Here is a 17,087-nt window from a genome sequence, read left to right as displayed (position 1 = left end):
CACGGCTGGCCGTGCCCGTTTTACAAGTTGGCTGCGATGCAGGAAAACCACATTCATTCCGATACCACCTTTGCGCTGCGAAGCGTCGCCTTTCGTGTGCCGGGCCGCACGCTTTTACACCCTCTCTCGTTAACGTTTCCCGCAGGTCGCGTCACCGGACTTATTGGTCATAATGGTTCCGGTAAATCCACGCTGTTAAAAATGCTGGGCCGCCATCAGCCGCCTTCCGAAGGGGATATTCTGCTCGACAATCAGCCGCTGGCGAGCTGGAGCAGCAAGGCGTTTGCCCGCAAAGTTGCCTATCTGCCTCAACAATTGCCGCAGGCGGAAGGAATGACGGTGCGCGAACTGGTGGCGATTGGCCGCTATCCGTGGCACGGCGCGCTGGGACGCTTTGGCGTCGCGGACCGGGAAAAAGTAGACGAGGCGATTACGCTGGTCGGCTTAAAACAGCTGGCGCATCGTCTGGTAGACAGCCTTTCCGGCGGCGAGCGCCAGCGCGCGTGGATTGCCATGCTGGTCGCGCAGGACAGCCGTTGTTTGCTGCTGGATGAGCCGACGTCAGCGCTGGATATCGCCCATCAGGTTGACGTGCTGGCGCTGGTGCATCGCTTAAGCCAGCAGCGCGGGCTGACGGTGGTTGCGGTGCTGCACGATATCAACATGGCGGCCCGCTACTGTGATTATTTAGTCGCGCTACGCGGCGGTGAAATGATTGCGCAAGGAACGCCTGCGGAACTGATGCGCAGTGAAACGCTGGAGAAGATTTACGGTATCCCGATGGGTATCCTTCCGCATCCGGCGGGCGCCGCACCTGTGAGTTTTGTGTATTAATGCGTGATTTATATCCTCTTACTCGCCGCCGTTTATTAACGGCGATGGCGCTCTCGCCGCTGCTTTGGCAAATGAATACGGCGGAGGCTGCCGCTATCGATCCCCGCCGGATTGTGGCGCTGGAGTGGCTGCCGGTTGAGCTGCTGCTGGCGCTCGGTATTACGCCTTATGGCGTGGCGGACGTACCAAATTATAAGCTGTGGGTTAGCGAACCGCCGTTGCCGGATTCGGTGATTGATGTGGGTCTTCGCACTGAACCCAATCTCGAACTGCTGACGGAGATGAAGCCGTCGTTTATGGTCTGGTCGGCAGGTTACGGACCCTCGCCGGAGAAACTGGCGCGGATCGCGCCGGGGCGCGGGTTCGATTTTAGCGACGGCAAAAAGCCGCTGGCGGTAGCCCGACGCTCGCTGGTTGAACTGGCGCAGATGCTGAATCTGGAAGCTGCGGCAGAAAAACATCTGGCGCAATACGATCGCTTCATCGCCAGCCAGAAGCCGCATTTTATCCGCCGCGGGGGGCGTCCGTTACTGATGACGACGCTTATCGATCCGCGGCATATGCTGGTGCTCGGCCCGAATTGCCTGTTCCAGGAGGTGCTGGACGAGTATGGCATTGTCAATGCCTGGCAGGGTGAAACCAACTTTTGGGGCAGTACGGCGGTCAGTATCGATCGGCTGGCGATGTATAAAGAAGCGGATGTAATCTGCTTCGATCACGGGAATAGCACCGATATGAACGCGCTGATGGCAACGCCGCTGTGGCAGGCCATGCCGTTTGTCCGCGCCGGGCGTTTTCATCGGGTGCCCGCCGTTTGGTTCTATGGCGCGACGCTCTCCACGATGCACTTTGTCCGCATCCTGAATAACGTGTTGGGAGGCAAAGCGTGAGCAGAAAACGTGAAATGCCGGATGGCGGCGCGAAAAATGCCTTATCCGACCTACGGTTCGGGCGCTTTGTAGGCCGGATAAGGCGAAGCCGCCATCCGGCGTTGCTGTTATTGGCGCTGTTTGTTGCCGCCTGCTGGCTGACATGGGTTAACTTCTCCGTTGCGCTACCGCGCAGCCAGTGGCAACAGGCTATCTGGTCACCGGATATCGACATCATTGAGCAGATGATTTTTCATTACAGCCTGCTGCCAAGACTGGCGATTTCGCTGCTGGTGGGCGCGGGACTTGGGCTGGTAGGTGTCCTGTTCCAGCAAGTATTACGTAACCCGCTGGCGGAACCGACCACGCTGGGCGTGGCGACCGGCGCGCAATTGGGGATCACGGTGACTACGCTTTGGGCGATTCCCGGCGCGCTGGCCACGCAGTTTGCCGCCCTGACGGGAGCCTGTATCGTCGGCGCGCTGGTGTTCGGCGTGGCGTGGGGCAAACGTCTGTCGCCGGTAACCCTAATCCTCGCCGGGTTGGTGGTTAGCCTCTATTGTGGCGCAATCAACCAGTTACTGGTGATTTTCCACCACGATCAGTTGCAAAGCATGTTTTTATGGAGCACCGGAACGCTGACGCAAACCGACTGGAGCGGCGTGCAGCGTCTGTGGCCGCAGTTGCTGGGCGGTGTGATGCTCACATTATTGTTGCTACGTCCGATGACGCTGATGGGGCTGGATGACGGCGTTGCGCGTAATCTGGGGCTGGCGCTGTCGTTAGCGCGTCTGGCGGCGCTGTCGTTGGCGATTGTGTTGAGCGCGCTGCTGGTCAACGCGGTGGGCATTATCGGTTTTATCGGCCTGTTTGCGCCGCTGCTGGCGAAAATGCTTGGCGCAAGACGTCTGCTGGCGCGCCTGATGCTGGCGCCGCTCATTGGGGCGCTTATTTTATGGCTATCCGATCAGATTATCCTTTGGCTCACCCGCGTATGGATGGAGGTCTCCACCGGTTCAGTGACGGCGCTAATCGGCGCGCCGCTGCTCCTGTGGCTGCTGCCGCGGCTTAAAAGCATGAGCGCGCCGGATATGAACGCCAGCGATCGTGTGGCGGCGGAGCGTCGGCATGTCCTCGCTTTTGCCGTTGCCGGTGGCGCGCTCTTGCTGCTGGCAACATGGGGCGCGCTCTCTTTTGGTCGCGACGCGCACGGCTGGACGTGGGCGAGCGGAACGCTGCTTGAAGAACTGATGCCGTGGCGCTGGCCGCGGATACTGGCGGCGTTAATGGCGGGCGTCATGCTGGCGGTGGCGGGCTGCATTATTCAGCGTCTGACCGGTAATCCAATGGCCAGTCCGGAAGTGCTGGGGATCAGTTCCGGAGCCGCGTTTGGCGTGGTGTTGATGCTGTTTTTGGTGCCGGGGAATGCCTTCGGTTGGCTACTGCCCGCCGGAAGCCTGGGCGCGGCGGCGACACTGCTGATTATTATGTTAGCCGCCGGACGCGGCGGTTTCTCGCCGCAACGGATGTTGCTGGCGGGGATGGCGCTCAGCACCGCGTTTACCATGCTGCTAATGATGCTCCAGGCGAGCGGCGACCCGCGGATGGCGGAAGTGTTGACCTGGATCGCAGGATCTACCTATAACGCCACTGGCGGGCAGGTTACGCGAACCGCGATCGTGATGGTGATTTTGCTGGCAATTGTGCCGTTGTGTCGCCGCTGGTTAACGATTTTGCCACTGGGCGGCGATGCCGCGCGCGCGGTGGGCATGGCGCTTACGCCGTCGCGTATCGCGCTGCTGGCGTTGGCGGCTTGTTTGACGGCAACTGCGACGATGACCATTGGGCCGCTGAGTTTCGTTGGACTGATGGCGCCGCATATTGCGCGGATGCTCGGTTTTCGCCGGACGATGCCGCATATGGTCATCTCGGCGCTGGCAGGGGGCGTTTTACTGGTCTTTGCCGACTGGTGCGGCAGGATGGCGCTATTTCCGTATCAGATCCCGGCGGGACTGCTTTCAAGCTTTATTGGCGCGCCGTACTTTATCTATTTGCTACGTAAACAGAGCCGCTGAGTTTGCCGGATGGCGGCATAAATGCCTTATCCGGCCTACGGCGTAGAATGTAGGCCGGGTAATCGTCACCCGGCAATTCATCCTTTACAATTTCGCAAACACCCGGCGCGCGGCGTCAATAGTACTATTAATGTCGTCCATGCTGTGTGCGACCGACATAAAACCCGCCTCAAACGCCGATGGCGCCAGATACACGCCTTCCTCCAGCATCAGGTGGAAGAAACGCTTAAAGCGTTCAACGTCGCACGCCATCACGTCCTGATAGCAGGTTACGCTCTCAGCGTCGGTGAAGAAAATCCCGAACATGCCGCCGACATGGTTGACGACCAGCGGAATATTCGCTTCTTCGGCAGCTTCCAGCAAACCTTCCGCCAGACGGGTGGTAAGCTCATCCAGCGTTTCATGAATGCCGGGCTGGGCGACTTCATTCAGGCAGGCGAAACCGGCCGCCATCGCAATAGGGTTGCCGGAAAGGGTGCCCGCCTGGTAAACCGGGCCCGTCGGCGCCAGCGCATCCATTACATCGCGACGACCGCCAAACGCGCCTACCGGCATCCCGCCGCCGATGATTTTACCCAGACAGGTCAGGTCCGGCACGACGCCGTAGTAATCCTGGGCTCCGGCCAGCGCTACGCGAAAACCGGTCATCACTTCGTCGATAATCAGCAGCGCGCCGAACTCATCGCACAAGGCGCGCAGACCGGGCAGGAATTCCGGCAGCGGCGGGACGCAGTTCATATTGCCCGCCACGGGTTCGACGATGATACAGGCGATTTCCTGCGGATATTGTTCAAACGCCGCGCGCACTGACGCCAGATCGTTATAAGTGCAGGTCAGCGTATGTTTCGCGAAATCTGCCGGCACGCCCGGCGAGTTCGGCTGACCGAGCGTCAGCGCGCCAGAACCGGCTTTGACCAGCAGACAGTCTGCGTGGCCGTGGTAGCAGCCTTCGAATTTGATAATCTTATCGCGGCCAGTAAAACCACGCGCCAGGCGAATAGCGCTCATCGTCGCTTCGGTACCGGAGTTCACCATGCGCACCATGTCCATGGTCGGCACCAGGTTGGTGACCAGTTCCGCCATTTTCACTTCCATTTCGGTTGGCGCGCCGAAGCTTAAACCGCGCTCCGCAGCTTCGATCACCGCATTGCGGATAGCCGGGTGGTTATGCCCCAGTACCATTGGCCCCCAGGAACCGACATAGTCGATATACGCTTTGCCATCGACATCGTACAGATACGCGCCGTCCGCTTTTTCGATAAACAGCGGGGTGCCGCCCACGCCAGTGAAGGCGCGAACAGGGGAGTTCACACCGCCGGGGATCAGCTCGCGGGCCGCGCTATAGAGATTTTCAGACTTACTCATGGAAAGATTCCTGGTTCGTAGAAAAAGTGAATACCCGCTATTCTAAGTTATTCAGAGAAGGTTATGAAAGTTTTACGCATTTGAAACAATACGATTTGCAGGGGATTTTCACGGCGTTGGCGAGTAGAATGCCGACTTTAGATTTGTATTACCAATTAATGATCTTCTGATGAAAACAGACACTTCCACCTTTTTAGCTCAGCAAATTGTGCGTTTACGGCGCAGAGATCAGATTCGCCGGTTAATGCAGCGGGATAAAACGCCGCTGGCCATCCTGTTCATGGCGGCCGTTGTCGGCACGCTTACCGGACTGATTGGCGTCGCCTTTGAAAAGGCCGTTTCCTGGGTACAAAACATGCGCATTGGCGCGCTGGTTCAGGTCGCGGACCATGCGTTTTTGCTTTGGCCGCTGGCCTTTATCCTTTCGGCGTTACTGGCGATGGTCGGCTACTTTTTGGTGCGAAAATTTGCGCCAGAAGCCGGCGGCTCGGGTATCCCGGAAATTGAAGGCGCGCTGGAGGAGTTACGTCCGGTGCGCTGGTGGCGCGTGTTGCCGGTGAAGTTTATCGGCGGGATGGGGACGTTGGGCGCAGGAATGGTGTTAGGGCGCGAAGGGCCAACGGTGCAAATCGGGGGCAACCTGGGACGCATGGTGCTGGATGTTTTTCGTATGCGCAGCGCCGAAGCGCGGCATACGTTGCTGGCGACCGGCGCGGCGGCGGGGCTTTCTGCGGCGTTTAACGCGCCGCTGGCGGGTATCCTGTTTATTATTGAAGAGATGCGCCCGCAGTTTCGCTACAACCTGATTTCGATTAAAGCGGTGTTTACCGGCGTCATCATGTCGAGCATTGTGTTCCGCATATTTAACGGCGAAGCGCCGATTATTGAAGTCGGCAAACTGTCTGATGCGCCGGTTAACACTCTGTGGTTATACCTTATCCTCGGTATTATTTTTGGCTGCGTCGGGCCGGTATTTAATTCGTTGGTGCTGCGTACCCAGGATATGTTTCAGCGCTTTCATGGCGGCGAAATTAAAAAATGGGTGCTTATGGGCGGCGCGATCGGCGGCCTGTGCGGTATTCTGGGGTTGATTGAGCCGGAAGCGGCAGGCGGCGGATTTAACCTTATTCCTATCGCCGCGGCAGGTAATTTTAGCGTCGGGCTACTGCTGTTCATCTTTATTACCCGGGTTGTCACGACGCTGCTTTGCTTTTCTTCCGGCGCGCCGGGGGGCATTTTCGCCCCGATGCTGGCGCTGGGAACGCTGCTTGGTACGGCCTTCGGTATGGCGGCGGCAGTGCTTTTCCCGCAGTATCACCTGGAGGCCGGTACCTTTGCGATTGCCGGGATGGGGGCGCTGATGGCGGCGTCGGTGCGCGCCCCGTTGACGGGGATTGTGCTGGTGCTGGAGATGACCGATAACTATCAGCTCATTTTGCCAATGATTATCACCTGTCTTGGCGCGACACTATTAGCCCAGTTTTTGGGCGGGAAACCGTTATACTCAACCATCCTGGCGCGCACTCTGGCGAAGCAGGATGCGGAACAGGCGGCGAAAAACCAGAATGCGCCTGCGGGCGAGAATACTTGAACGAATTACCAGGGTATTAGATAATGACTGCCAATATTGGGTGAAAATTTATCCAATTACCGATGTCGTTTGGAGCAAAATATGAGTGATGACGTAGCGCTGCCGTTGCAGTTTACCGACGCAGCAGCGAATAAAGTAAAAAGTCTTATCGCTGACGAAGATAACCCGAATCTGAAACTGCGCGTGTATATCACCGGCGGCGGTTGCAGCGGCTTCCAGTATGGTTTTACCTTTGACGATCAGGTTAACGAAGGGGATATGACCATCGAAAAACAGGGCGTTGGCCTGGTGGTTGACCCGATGAGTTTGCAGTATCTGGTGGGTGGTTCGGTAGATTATACCGAAGGCCTGGAAGGTTCCCGCTTCATTGTAACCAACCCGAATGCGAAAAGTACCTGCGGGTGTGGCTCTTCCTTCAGCATTTGATTGCTGTTCGTTGTGCCGGATGGCGACGCGAGCGTCTTATCCGGCCGACAGGAAAGATGTTCCAGGCCCGATAAGCGTAGCGCCATCGGGCAAAACAATATCAACGTCCGTTTTCATCCAGTGCAAACGTCGGCAATTTCAAATGCCAGCGAATGGCCGCCAGCCGAATGAACAGCGTGACGACCATACCCATCATGCTGGCGCTTTCCAGCGGTACTGAAAACGTATAAAACGCGGTAGCGTGAACAATCCCGCCGATAATACAGGCCGTGGCATAGATTTCGGTGCGTAGGATCATGGGGATCTCGCGTGCCAGAACATCGCGAATAATCCCGCCGCCGACGCCGGTAATCACGCCCATACAGACAGCCACTAATGGCCCCGTTTCAGCGAGGAAGGCTTTATTCACCCCAATGCCGACAAACACCGCCAGCCCGACCGCATCCAGTACCGGCAACATCCATTTCGGCAGACGTCTTGGCTGGCGAACCAGCAGGATGGTCAGCATACTGGTGACCATGGCGACGACCAGATCGGTAGGATCTTTAACCCAGAATACCGGGCCGTTATCCAGCGCCATATCGCGGATTGTCCCGCCGCCGACGGCAGTAACGACGCCGAGCACCAGGACGCCGAACGGGTCCATACGTAATTTCCCGGCCAGCAACACGCCAGAGATAGCAAATACAGCCGTGCCTACAATATCCAGCCAATAGACGAGCATTGTCGAATCCCCACTGGGAGCCTGGTAAGACAGGCTCTAATTCACCTGTGAAAGCGCATTACAGAGTTGTTTTGCGGCGAGGATAATACGCGGGCTTGCGCGTTCAAACCAGTCGCTGTTAAGCGGAATAACCGGAATTTTTAACAGGTTTCCCCAGTATTGTTCAATTTTGAGAATTTCGCCCGCTTTTCCGGCTACGATAATGGCCTGGGGATGCCTTGCCAGCACCTGTTCACGGCTTACTTGCGGCCACGGCACGCGGCTGTCAGCAAAGACGTTTTCTCCACCGCAGGTCGTCAAAACCTGATGTTGAATAGACCCTTTACCACTGGTAAACAGAGGATTCATGCCAAACTGAAGAAAGACGCGCTTTTTAGCTTTACCGGCATACTCGGCGTTGAGCGCGGCGTACTCGTTTAGTAATGTCTGCGCTGCCTGCTGAGCCTTTTCCGGCTGCGGGCTCCAGGCGGCCAGTTGACGGAGCGTGTCGGCGATCTGTTCGATGGTTACCGCGTCCACCCACATGACCTTAATACCTAATGACGTCAGTTGGTTTACCTGGCGTTCCGCATTACCGCCGCGCCAGGCGACGACCAGATCCGGCTTCAGCGCCACAATGCGTTCCAGATTCATTCCCTGCCAGGTAGAGACCTGTTCTATTTTTTGCGCTTCGGGCGGGTAGTCGGAATAGCTGCTGACGCCAACGGGCGTAATCCCGGCGGCAAAAGCGAGCTCCGTATTGGCGGGAGAGAGGGTAATGACGCGCGGCGCAGCGTAAAGCCACACCGGGAGCGTAAGCAGCAGGGCGACCAGCGCCCTGAACATTTGCTTAGCCATGCGCCAGTTTCTGTACCAGCGTCTCGACCATCAGAGTCGACTGTTTCGCCGCCACCGCGAGGAATTCGTCAAAGCTGAGGTGCGATTGCTGATCGGCCACGTCAGAAATAGCGCGTACCACCACGAACGGCACGTTGAAGTTATAGCAGACGTGTGCGATAGCGGTGGCTTCCATCTCTACGGCGACCGCGTCGGGGAAGTTATGCCGAATTTTTGCCAGCCCGACGGAGCCGTTAATAAACGCGTCGCCGCTAACAATAAGGCCGCGTACCGCGTTCAGATTCAGCTCTCTGATGCAGGATTCCGCGGCGGCGATCAGTTTGTCATCGGCCTTAAACCCGGCCGGACAGCCCGGTAATTGCCCGTATTCATAGCCGAAAGCGGTCACATCAGCGTCGTGGTAACGCGCTTCGTCAGAGACGACGATATCGCCGACCTTCAGCGTGGACGCCAGACCGCCTGCGGAACCGGTATTGATGATCACGTCCGGTTTGCAGTGCTCCAGAAGCAACGTTGCGCCCAGCGCCGCCGCGACTTTACCGATACCGGATTTCAGCAACGCCACTTCGGTGCCGTTCAACTGGCCGGTGTAAATTTCGCAGCCGCCCAGCGTAATCGTCTGACGGTTGTCAATTTTGTCACGCAGCAGCGTAACTTCTTCTTCCATTGCGCCAATGATGCCGATTTTCATAGATTTACTCGCGATAAGTCAGTTTTGAGGGCATAGTTTATCATGCGCTTATGGGGAAGCGCATTTCTCAGGCGGGGAGAGAATATGGCATCGATCGATTTCCGAAATAAAATTAACTGGCATCGTCGTTATCGTTCACCGCAGGGCGTAAAGACGGAACATGAGATCCTGCGGATTTTTGAAAGCGATCGCGGGCGGATTATCAACTCTCCGGCTATACGCCGTTTGCAGCAAAAAACGCAGGTTTTCCCGCTGGAGCGCAATGCCGCAGTACGTACTCGCCTGACGCATTCGATGGAGGTGCAGCAGGTGGGGCGTTATATCGCGAAAGAGATTTTAAGCCGCCTGAAAGAGCAAAACCGACTGGAGGAGTACGGTCTGGATGCGCTGACCGGTCCCTTTGAAAGTATTGTGGAAATGGCCTGCCTGATGCACGACATCGGTAATCCGCCGTTCGGTCATTTTGGCGAGGCGGCGATCAATGACTGGTTTCGTCAGCGGCTGCATCCGGAAGATGCGGAAAGTCAGCCGCTCACGCATGATCGCTGTGTGGTTTCCTCGCTACGGTTACAGGAAGGCGAAGAAAATCTGAACGATATTCGCCGCAAGGTACGTCAGGATATCTGCCATTTTGAAGGCAATGCACAGGGAATTCGTCTGGTACATACGCTCATGCGGATGAATCTTACCTGGGCGCAGGTTGGCGGAATTTTAAAATATACCCGTCCGGCATGGTGGCGAGGGCCGGTGCCGGATTCCCATCGCTATTTAATGAAGAAACCGGGCTATTATCTTTCTGAAGAGAAGTATATTGCGAGGTTACGTAAAGAACTTCAGTTAGCGCCTTACAGTCGCTTTCCATTAACGTGGATTATGGAAGCCGCAGATGATATTTCTTATTGTGTTGCCGATCTTGAAGACGCGGTAGAGAAAAGAATCTTTAGCGTTGAGCAGCTTTATCACCATTTATATCACGCGTGGGGCCACCATGAGAAGGATTCGCTGTTTGAGCTGGTGGTAGGAAATGCGTGGGAAAAATCACGCGCCAATACATTAAGCCGCAGTACCGAAGATCAGTTTTTTATGTATTTACGGGTAAATACATTAAATAAACTGGTGCCCTATGCCGCTCAGCGTTTTATTGATAATTTGCCGCAGATTTTTGCCGGTACCTTCAATCAGGCGTTACTGGAAGATGCCAGCGGTTTTAGCCGCCTGCTTGAACTCTATAAGAATGTGGCGGTTGAACATGTGTTTAGCCATCCGGATGTAGAACAGCTTGAACTACAGGGATACCGGGTGATCAGCGGATTATTAGATATCTATCAGCCGCTATTAAGTTTGTCGCTTAACGACTTTCGCGAGCTGGTGGAAAAGGAACGGTTGAAACGCTTCCCCATAGAATCGCGCTTATTTCAGAAACTTTCTACGCGCCATCGTTTGGCCTACGTGGAAGTCGTCAGTAAATTACCTACGGATTCGGCGGAGTACCCGGTACTGGAATATTATTATCGCTGTCGGTTGATTCAGGATTATATCAGCGGGATGACTGACCTTTACGCATGGGATGAATATCGGCGTTTGATGGCGGTCGAACAGTAAATGGACTTTTGTAAAGATGGACAATAAATTTTTACTTTTTCCAGAAACTTTGTTCCGGAACTTCGCGTTATAAAATGAATCTGACGTACACAGCAATTTTGCGTTACCTGTTAATCGAGATTGAAACACATGAAAAAAACCACATTAGCAATGAGTGCACTGGCTCTGAGTTTAGGTTTGGCATTGTCGCCTCTGTCTGCCACGGCGGCTGAAACGTCCTCTTCAGCAATGACTGCCCAGCAGATGCCAAGCCTGGCACCGATGCTCGAAAAAGTGATGCCATCGGTGGTCAGTATTAATGTAGAAGGTAGCACCACGGTGAATACGCCGCGTATGCCGCGTAATTTCCAGCAGTTCTTTGGCGATGACTCCCCGTTCTGCCAGGACGGTTCTCCGTTCCAGAATTCTCCGTTCTGCCAGGGCGGCGGTAACGGCGGCAACGGCGGTCAACAACAGAAATTCATGGCGCTGGGCTCCGGCGTAATTATTGACGCCGCAAAGGGCTACGTCGTTACCAACAACCACGTGGTTGATAACGCCAGCGTGATTAAAGTACAGCTTAGCGATGGACGTAAATTCGATGCTAAAGTGGTGGGCAAAGATCCACGTTCTGATATCGCGCTGATTCAAATTCAGAATCCGAAGAACCTGACGGCGATTAAGCTGGCGGACTCCGACGCGCTGCGCGTGGGGGATTATACCGTCGCTATTGGTAACCCGTTTGGTCTGGGCGAAACGGTGACGTCAGGTATCGTTTCGGCGCTGGGGCGTAGCGGCCTGAACGTAGAAAATTACGAGAACTTTATTCAGACCGACGCCGCGATTAACCGCGGTAACTCCGGCGGCGCGCTGGTGAACCTGAACGGTGAGCTGATCGGTATTAACACCGCGATTCTGGCGCCGGACGGCGGCAACATCGGTATCGGCTTCGCTATCCCCAGTAACATGGTGAAAAACCTGACGTCGCAGATGGTGGAATACGGCCAGGTGAAACGCGGCGAACTGGGGATCATGGGGACTGAGCTGAATTCCGAATTGGCGAAAGCGATGAAAGTCGACGCCCAGCGTGGCGCGTTCGTCAGCCAGGTGATGCCGAATTCGTCCGCGGCGAAAGCGGGTATCAAAGCCGGGGATGTCATTACCTCGCTGAACGGTAAACCGATCAGCAGCTTTGCGGCGCTGCGCGCTCAGGTCGGCACTATGCCGGTCGGCAGCAAAATCAGCCTCGGTCTGCTGCGTGAAGGTAAAGCGATTACGGTTAATCTGGAACTGCAGCAGAGCAGCCAGAGTCAGGTTGATTCCAGCACCATCTTCAGCGGGATTGAAGGCGCTGAAATGAGCAATAAAGGCCAGGATAAAGGCGTTGTGGTGAGCAGCGTGAAAGCGAATTCACCCGCCGCGCAAATTGGCCTCAAAAAAGGCGATGTCATTATCGGCGCTAACCAGCAGCCGGTGAAAAATATCGCCGAGCTGCGTAAAATTCTCGACAGCAAGCCGTCGGTGCTGGCGCTGAATATTCAGCGTGGTGATAGTTCTATTTATTTGCTGATGCAGTAATCACCTTTGTCCCCCTTCCGCCATGGAAGGGGGCAACACTTTTCTGTGAAACCCCCCACAACTCCATACTTATTTGCACCGTTTTGTGCATTTGCACAATGTCGAGACTTGTCATCTTCCTTATGCTTGTGCTCTGCTCACAGGAGGGATTTATGGCTGGCTGGCATCTTGATACCAAAATGGCGCAGGATATCGTGGCGCGCACTATGCGCATCATCGATACCAATATCAACGTAATGGATGCCCGCGGGCGTATTATCGGCAGCGGCGATCGGGAACGTATTGGTGAATTGCACGAAGGCGCGCTGTTAGTGCTGTCGCAGGGCCGGGTTGTGGATATCGACGACGCCGTGGCGCGACACCTGCACGGGGTACGTCAGGGGATTAATCTTCCCTTACGCCTTGAGGGCGAAATTGTCGGCGTGATCGGTCTCACCGGCGAACCAGAGCATCTGCGTAAATATGGCGAACTGGTGTGTATGACTGCCGAAATGATGCTGGAGCAGTCGCGGTTAATGCACCTTTTGGCGCAGGATAGCCGTTTGCGCGAAGAGCTGGTGATGAACCTGATTCAGGCCGAAGAAAATACGCCGGCGCTGGTGGAATGGGCGCAGCGTTTGGGGATCGATTTGAACCAGCCGCGTGTGGCGGCGGTGGTGGAAGTCGACAGCGGCCAGCTTGGCGTCGATAGCGCAATGGCGGAACTTCAGCAGTTGCAGAATGCGCTTACCACGCCGGAGCGTAACAACCTGATAGCCATTGTGTCTCTCACCGAGATGGTGGTGCTCAAACCCGCCTTAAACTCGTTTGGTCGCTGGGATGCTGAAGATCATCGTAAGCGCGTAGAGCAGCTTATCTCGCGAATGAAAGAGAATGGTCAGCTACGTTTTCGCGTGGCGCTGGGCAATTACTTTACCGGGCCGGGCAGTATTGCACGCTCATACCGCACGGCGCGCACCACGATGATGGTCGGCAAACAGCGGATGCCAGAAAGCCGCAGCTATTTTTATCAGGATTTGATGCTGCCGGTTCTGTTAGATAGCCTGCGTGGCGGCTGGCAGGCCAATGAGCTGGCGCGCCCGCTGGTAAAACTCAAAGCGATGGATAACAACGGATTATTACGTCGGACGCTGACGGCGTGGTTTCGCCATAATGTCCAGCCGCTGGCGACCTCTAAGGCGCTGTTTATTCATCGTAACACGCTGGAATATCGGCTAAATCGTATTTCGGAACTGACCGGGCTGGATTTGGGAAATTTTGACGATCGGCTGTTGCTGTATGTGGCGCTACAACTGGATGAACAGCGTTAAGTCCGGCGGCGCTTCGCTGACCAGACCAGGGGATTTGGGCGAAGTAGTAGGCCGGATTAGGCAAAACCGCCATTCGACAACGTAATCTCACAGCGCCCGAAGACGCTGTGATGGGGTGGGGTTAATTCGTGGTCAGGCGCTGCAATCCCCGCGCCGTGACCTGCCAGATCACGTGTTGCGGCTGCGGCCAGCTTTCGCCATTGAGCGGGTTGCGGATAACCGACTGGTCTGCGCCCTCGGCATGAAAGACCTCAATCGTATAATCCTCATCCAGCCCGCAGACGTCAGTATAGCCGCCAAGCTGCACCGAACCTTTTATCGACTGACGGTAAACCACCGTACCGCGCGTATTATAAATCGTCACTGCCGCATATTCCGTTGCGAAGTCGCTATGCGGCGCAATTGGGTATGCGGTAAAGATAAATTGTTGCGCACGGATGTCTATTTCCATACTGGCAAAACCATTTTCTTCCTTGCCAATAAGCTGCCAGCTGAATTTATCGCCATATAATGCGGCAGCATCGGAGGTATTTTTCTCTTCCGTTTGTTCCGGTGAGTCGACCTCCAGCCCATCGCTCACCACGCGCCAGCGGTTGTGTTTTTTCAGCGTGACGTTTTGCTCGGTCGTTTCATTGATGGCGCTGCAACGGTAAGGTTCGTCATGGAAGAGCTCAATGTACATTCCCGCTTGCAAAACAACCGTATCGCTATCGGCTGGATAGTGGGTGATGCCATCATAATGACGGCTATAGATAACCTTGCCGGACTCCTCCTTCACCGTGAGCGTGCTGTATGTCGCGGTATAGTAAGGATGAGGCTGCCCGGCCTGTGTTTCTATTGTCATGCGCTGTTGCCGATTATCGTAAGCAAGCTGGCAAAACGTTCTGTCGCCTTGTCCGCGTAACTGCAACGTCACGCCTTTACCGATGCCTTCGCCCGGCTCGCTGTTATCCGCCGGCAGCACATCAACGCTGTCGCGCATTAACGTGCTACGGGTCGGCTCTTCAATGTGGGAGAGCATCAGCCAGAGATCGTTTTTGCAAGCGGCATAAGGTTGCGCCATTAATAAAGGGCAGGCGCGGATAGCATCTGCGCGATGGCTGAACATAGCCTGGAGATCTGCGACAGGATCGTTGTTGAGCGAAAAATGATAAAGCCCTTCGCTATCAAGACGCAGTAACTGATATTTCGTCGACGAGACCAATGTCAGATAGCCCGGCGAGGCTTTCAGGCGGCCAGGCTCGGCATGATAAAGATAAAGGTGGTAGTGGTCGCTAAACGGCACCACAATTTTTCCGGTGGCGCAGTTTGTTCCGTTCATCTTACGTTCAAAAACCTTTTCGCCGCTGGCGGTTAACACCGTTATGCTGGCGTATAACGTATTCGCGAAGTAGCTGTGCGGCGTGGCGTTCGTGATATCCAGAACTAATTGTCTGGCCTCATGATCCACGGCTAAACGGGCGAAGGGCATGTCACCGTAGCCGAGGAAAATCAACTGCTCGTTATGCGCGGCGCTGTCCTGCAAGGCGGTGAAATTAACGGTAAGTGCGTTTTCCCCTTCGCGGATAACCACATAGTCCGTGTCCGGGCGGTATTTCTGCGATCGCCCTTTGGGCAGGGTGAGATGGTAAATGCCAATGGGCAGGGGAGTTAACGTGAGCGTACTGTCGTTGACGGGCAATGTATACGTGCTGCCGGCGTTGTCGTGTAGCGTTAAGGCGCGTCCATAAAGTTGCTCCGGCTGATCGATATTCAGCGTTAGCGTGAGCGTTCCCGTTTTGTTCAGCGCCGCCAGCTCGGCGTTTTCAACCAGCCAGACAAAAGAGTCCAGCCCTAACTGTTGGCGCGCGCTTTCCCATTCGCGCTCCGGCAGCAGATCGTAAAGCGGCCAGACGGGTTTTACCGCCCGTGCGGCGATCTGCTCGCGGGTGAACGCATCGACCGGTAAGCCGCACAGCTGAATAAACGGCGCGACGTCATAACCTGAGGCTGTGGCGATGGCGTCCGCCAGCAGATCGGTCAGGCGATGCTCGCAGGGCAAAAAGTTTTCGTCAGCACCCAGCTCGCGGTAGTTCTGGTTAAACACCCGGAAGGCTTCTGTTCCGCCTTTAAATAACATCAGCATCAGAAATTGCAGGCGGGGGCGGACGCCCCAGGCGCTAACCGGCGTGCGATTCCGCAGATAGGTAATGAATTGCAATTCCTGCTCAGACTGCCGTCCGTAATTGTAGAGCCAGCCGTCGGTATAAAGATGGTTCCCCTGGTTCAGGTTAAACTGCTGGAAAAACGCGGCGTAAATGTTGTTCCACACCTCACCGACTGGCAGGTCGACGTCATTCATAAAGACGCCCTGATAGCCGTGACCGATTTCATGCAGAATCGTCCACTGCGTGGCGACATTATCGATCCACCCCTGGCTTAATGTTGCAGCCGTTTGCGCGCACCACCAGGGGAGATAATAAGCCGCGCCGACGCCGTGTTTATCCGCTTTAATAAAATAGCGGTTAGCGACATTTTGATTAAGCGGCGAAGCAGGGCTATCGCTGAGACCAGTCCAGTCATTATAGGCGTCGATCACTCGCGTGTAGTACGCATCCAGCGCGGTGATACCGGCGTTGATGACATTAGCGCGATCCGCCCAGGGCAGCAGAAAACGCACGCGGTCCAGTTCCAGCAGGGCAAAAGGCGACGCCTGTTCTTCCCAGGTCTGGAAAAAAGCGTCTTCGGATTGCCCCTTACGCCAGTGTGGCAAATTTTTATTGCTGGTTGGCTGTCGGTAGATCACCGAAAACTCGCCGCCCTGCGCAAAAAAGAGGGTATCAATAAAGGGAACGGAATCGACCGTTGTGCTGATCGTTTGCCAGTTGCCGTTCAGCGTAAGCGATTTCTCACACGCTGAGTCATTGCACAGCAGACGGAGTCTGGCGTTACCGGCGTTGTTATTTGGCTGGCGGATTTGCAGCTGCGTATTCGCTGGCAGAATAAATCCCAGCGCCTGGCGGTCGTGCTCGCGCCCCTTTTCAAATTTGATGTTATCCAGTCCGGGGGCCGCAGGCAGCGAATAACATGTTAGCGTGATTTCCTGAGTCATATAACCTCCATAAATAGGGAGGATGAACATAGCTTTTTATTTTTATTAATAAATACAGCAGGATAACGAAATGATATGTATTGAGCCGCTGTGAGGCATAGTGATGAAAAATGGT

Annotated in this window: 13 protein-coding genes; 8 read left to right on the top strand and 5 right to left on the bottom strand. The window is 55.4% G+C overall.

The window, feature by feature from the left end:
- Positions 1–36 precede the first annotated feature (36 nt).
- The 3 genes from fhuC to fhuB are packed head-to-tail and all read left to right on the top strand — an operon-like array spanning position 37 to position 3,778.
- Positions 37–834 carry a Fe3+-hydroxamate ABC transporter ATP-binding protein FhuC gene (gene fhuC, locus ACLD3P_RS11685; protein ID WP_411006441.1) on the top strand — a complete coding sequence of 266 codons (798 nt, stop codon included), beginning with the start codon at positions 37–39 and terminating at the stop codon, positions 832–834.
- The gene (gene fhuD, locus ACLD3P_RS11680) at positions 834–1,724 is read left to right on the top strand and encodes a Fe(3+)-hydroxamate ABC transporter substrate-binding protein FhuD (protein WP_411006440.1); all 891 of its coding nucleotides are present in this window, start codon (positions 834–836) and stop codon (positions 1,722–1,724) included. Before fhuC ends, fhuD begins: the two co-directional genes overlap by 1 nt.
- A 14-nt stretch (positions 1,725–1,738) precedes the next feature.
- Complete coding sequence (gene fhuB, locus ACLD3P_RS11675) at positions 1,739–3,778, top strand: Fe(3+)-hydroxamate ABC transporter permease FhuB (RefSeq protein WP_094964927.1); 2,040 nt, start codon at positions 1,739–1,741, stop codon at positions 3,776–3,778.
- Between the two features lie 84 nt (positions 3,779–3,862).
- Here fhuB and hemL read toward each other — a convergent pair whose 3' ends face one another.
- On the bottom strand, positions 3,863–5,143 hold the full coding sequence (hemL, locus tag ACLD3P_RS11670; protein ID WP_000045251.1) for a glutamate-1-semialdehyde 2,1-aminomutase: 1,281 nt from the start codon (positions 5,141–5,143) through the stop codon (positions 3,863–3,865).
- Positions 5,144–5,312: 169 nt separating this feature from the next.
- On the opposite strand from hemL, the gene clcA reads away from it, so the two are divergent.
- Both clcA and erpA read left to right on the top strand, forming a co-directional pair.
- Positions 5,313–6,734 carry a H(+)/Cl(-) exchange transporter ClcA gene (clcA, locus tag ACLD3P_RS11665; RefSeq protein ID WP_076934779.1) on the top strand — a complete coding sequence of 474 codons (1,422 nt, stop codon included), beginning with the start codon at positions 5,313–5,315 and terminating at the stop codon, positions 6,732–6,734.
- An 81-nt stretch (positions 6,735–6,815) separates the two neighbouring features.
- The gene (gene erpA / locus ACLD3P_RS11660; RefSeq protein WP_001278668.1) at positions 6,816–7,160 is read left to right on the top strand and encodes an iron-sulfur cluster insertion protein ErpA; all 345 of its coding nucleotides are present in this window, start codon (positions 6,816–6,818) and stop codon (positions 7,158–7,160) included.
- 100 nt (positions 7,161–7,260) lie between these two features.
- Here erpA and ACLD3P_RS11655 read toward each other — a convergent pair whose 3' ends face one another.
- Genes ACLD3P_RS11655 through mtnN form a run of 3 tightly spaced genes read right to left on the bottom strand, consistent with a single transcriptional unit; the run spans position 7,261 to position 9,412 of the window.
- The gene (locus ACLD3P_RS11655; protein ID WP_000964234.1) at positions 7,261–7,884 is read right to left on the bottom strand and encodes a TRIC cation channel family protein; all 624 of its coding nucleotides are present in this window, start codon (positions 7,882–7,884) and stop codon (positions 7,261–7,263) included.
- A 36-nt stretch (positions 7,885–7,920) separates the two neighbouring features.
- Entirely contained in the window at positions 7,921–8,721 is an 801-nt protein-coding gene (btuF, locus tag ACLD3P_RS11650; RefSeq protein ID WP_001118843.1) for a vitamin B12 ABC transporter substrate-binding protein BtuF, read from the bottom strand.
- Positions 8,714–9,412, bottom strand: coding sequence for a 5'-methylthioadenosine/S-adenosylhomocysteine nucleosidase (gene mtnN, locus ACLD3P_RS11645; RefSeq protein ID WP_000689822.1), 699 nt, complete (start codon positions 9,410–9,412; stop codon positions 8,714–8,716). Before mtnN ends, btuF begins: the two co-directional genes overlap by 8 nt.
- Before the next feature lie 84 nt (positions 9,413–9,496).
- Here mtnN and dgt point away from each other — a divergent pair, with 84 nt between their 5' ends.
- From dgt to cdaR, 3 genes are all read left to right on the top strand, one after another.
- On the top strand, positions 9,497–11,014 hold the full coding sequence (gene dgt / locus ACLD3P_RS11640) for a dGTPase (RefSeq protein ID WP_000146450.1): 1,518 nt from the start codon (positions 9,497–9,499) through the stop codon (positions 11,012–11,014).
- A gap of 129 nt (positions 11,015–11,143) precedes the next feature.
- Entirely contained in the window at positions 11,144–12,571 is a 1,428-nt protein-coding gene (gene degP / locus ACLD3P_RS11635; RefSeq protein WP_000753958.1) for a serine endoprotease DegP, read from the top strand.
- Positions 12,572–12,723: 152 nt separating this feature from the next.
- Entirely contained in the window at positions 12,724–13,881 is a 1,158-nt protein-coding gene (gene cdaR, locus ACLD3P_RS11630) for a DNA-binding transcriptional regulator CdaR (protein ID WP_000929420.1), read from the top strand.
- Between the two features lie 121 nt (positions 13,882–14,002).
- Here cdaR and ACLD3P_RS11625 read toward each other — a convergent pair whose 3' ends face one another.
- Positions 14,003–16,972: a putative mucin/carbohydrate-binding domain-containing protein gene (locus ACLD3P_RS11625; protein WP_411006439.1), complete on the bottom strand. Its 2,970-nt coding sequence runs from the start codon at positions 16,970–16,972 to the stop codon at positions 14,003–14,005.
- Positions 16,973–17,087 lie beyond the last annotated feature (115 nt).

The organism is Salmonella sp. 741265073_HBA, assembly GCF_046569105.1.
GTDB lineage: Bacteria > Pseudomonadota > Gammaproteobacteria > Enterobacterales > Enterobacteriaceae > Salmonella > Salmonella enterica.
The sequence above is the reverse complement of the archived record's forward strand: the minus strand, read 5'-3'. Positions and strand labels throughout refer to the sequence as shown.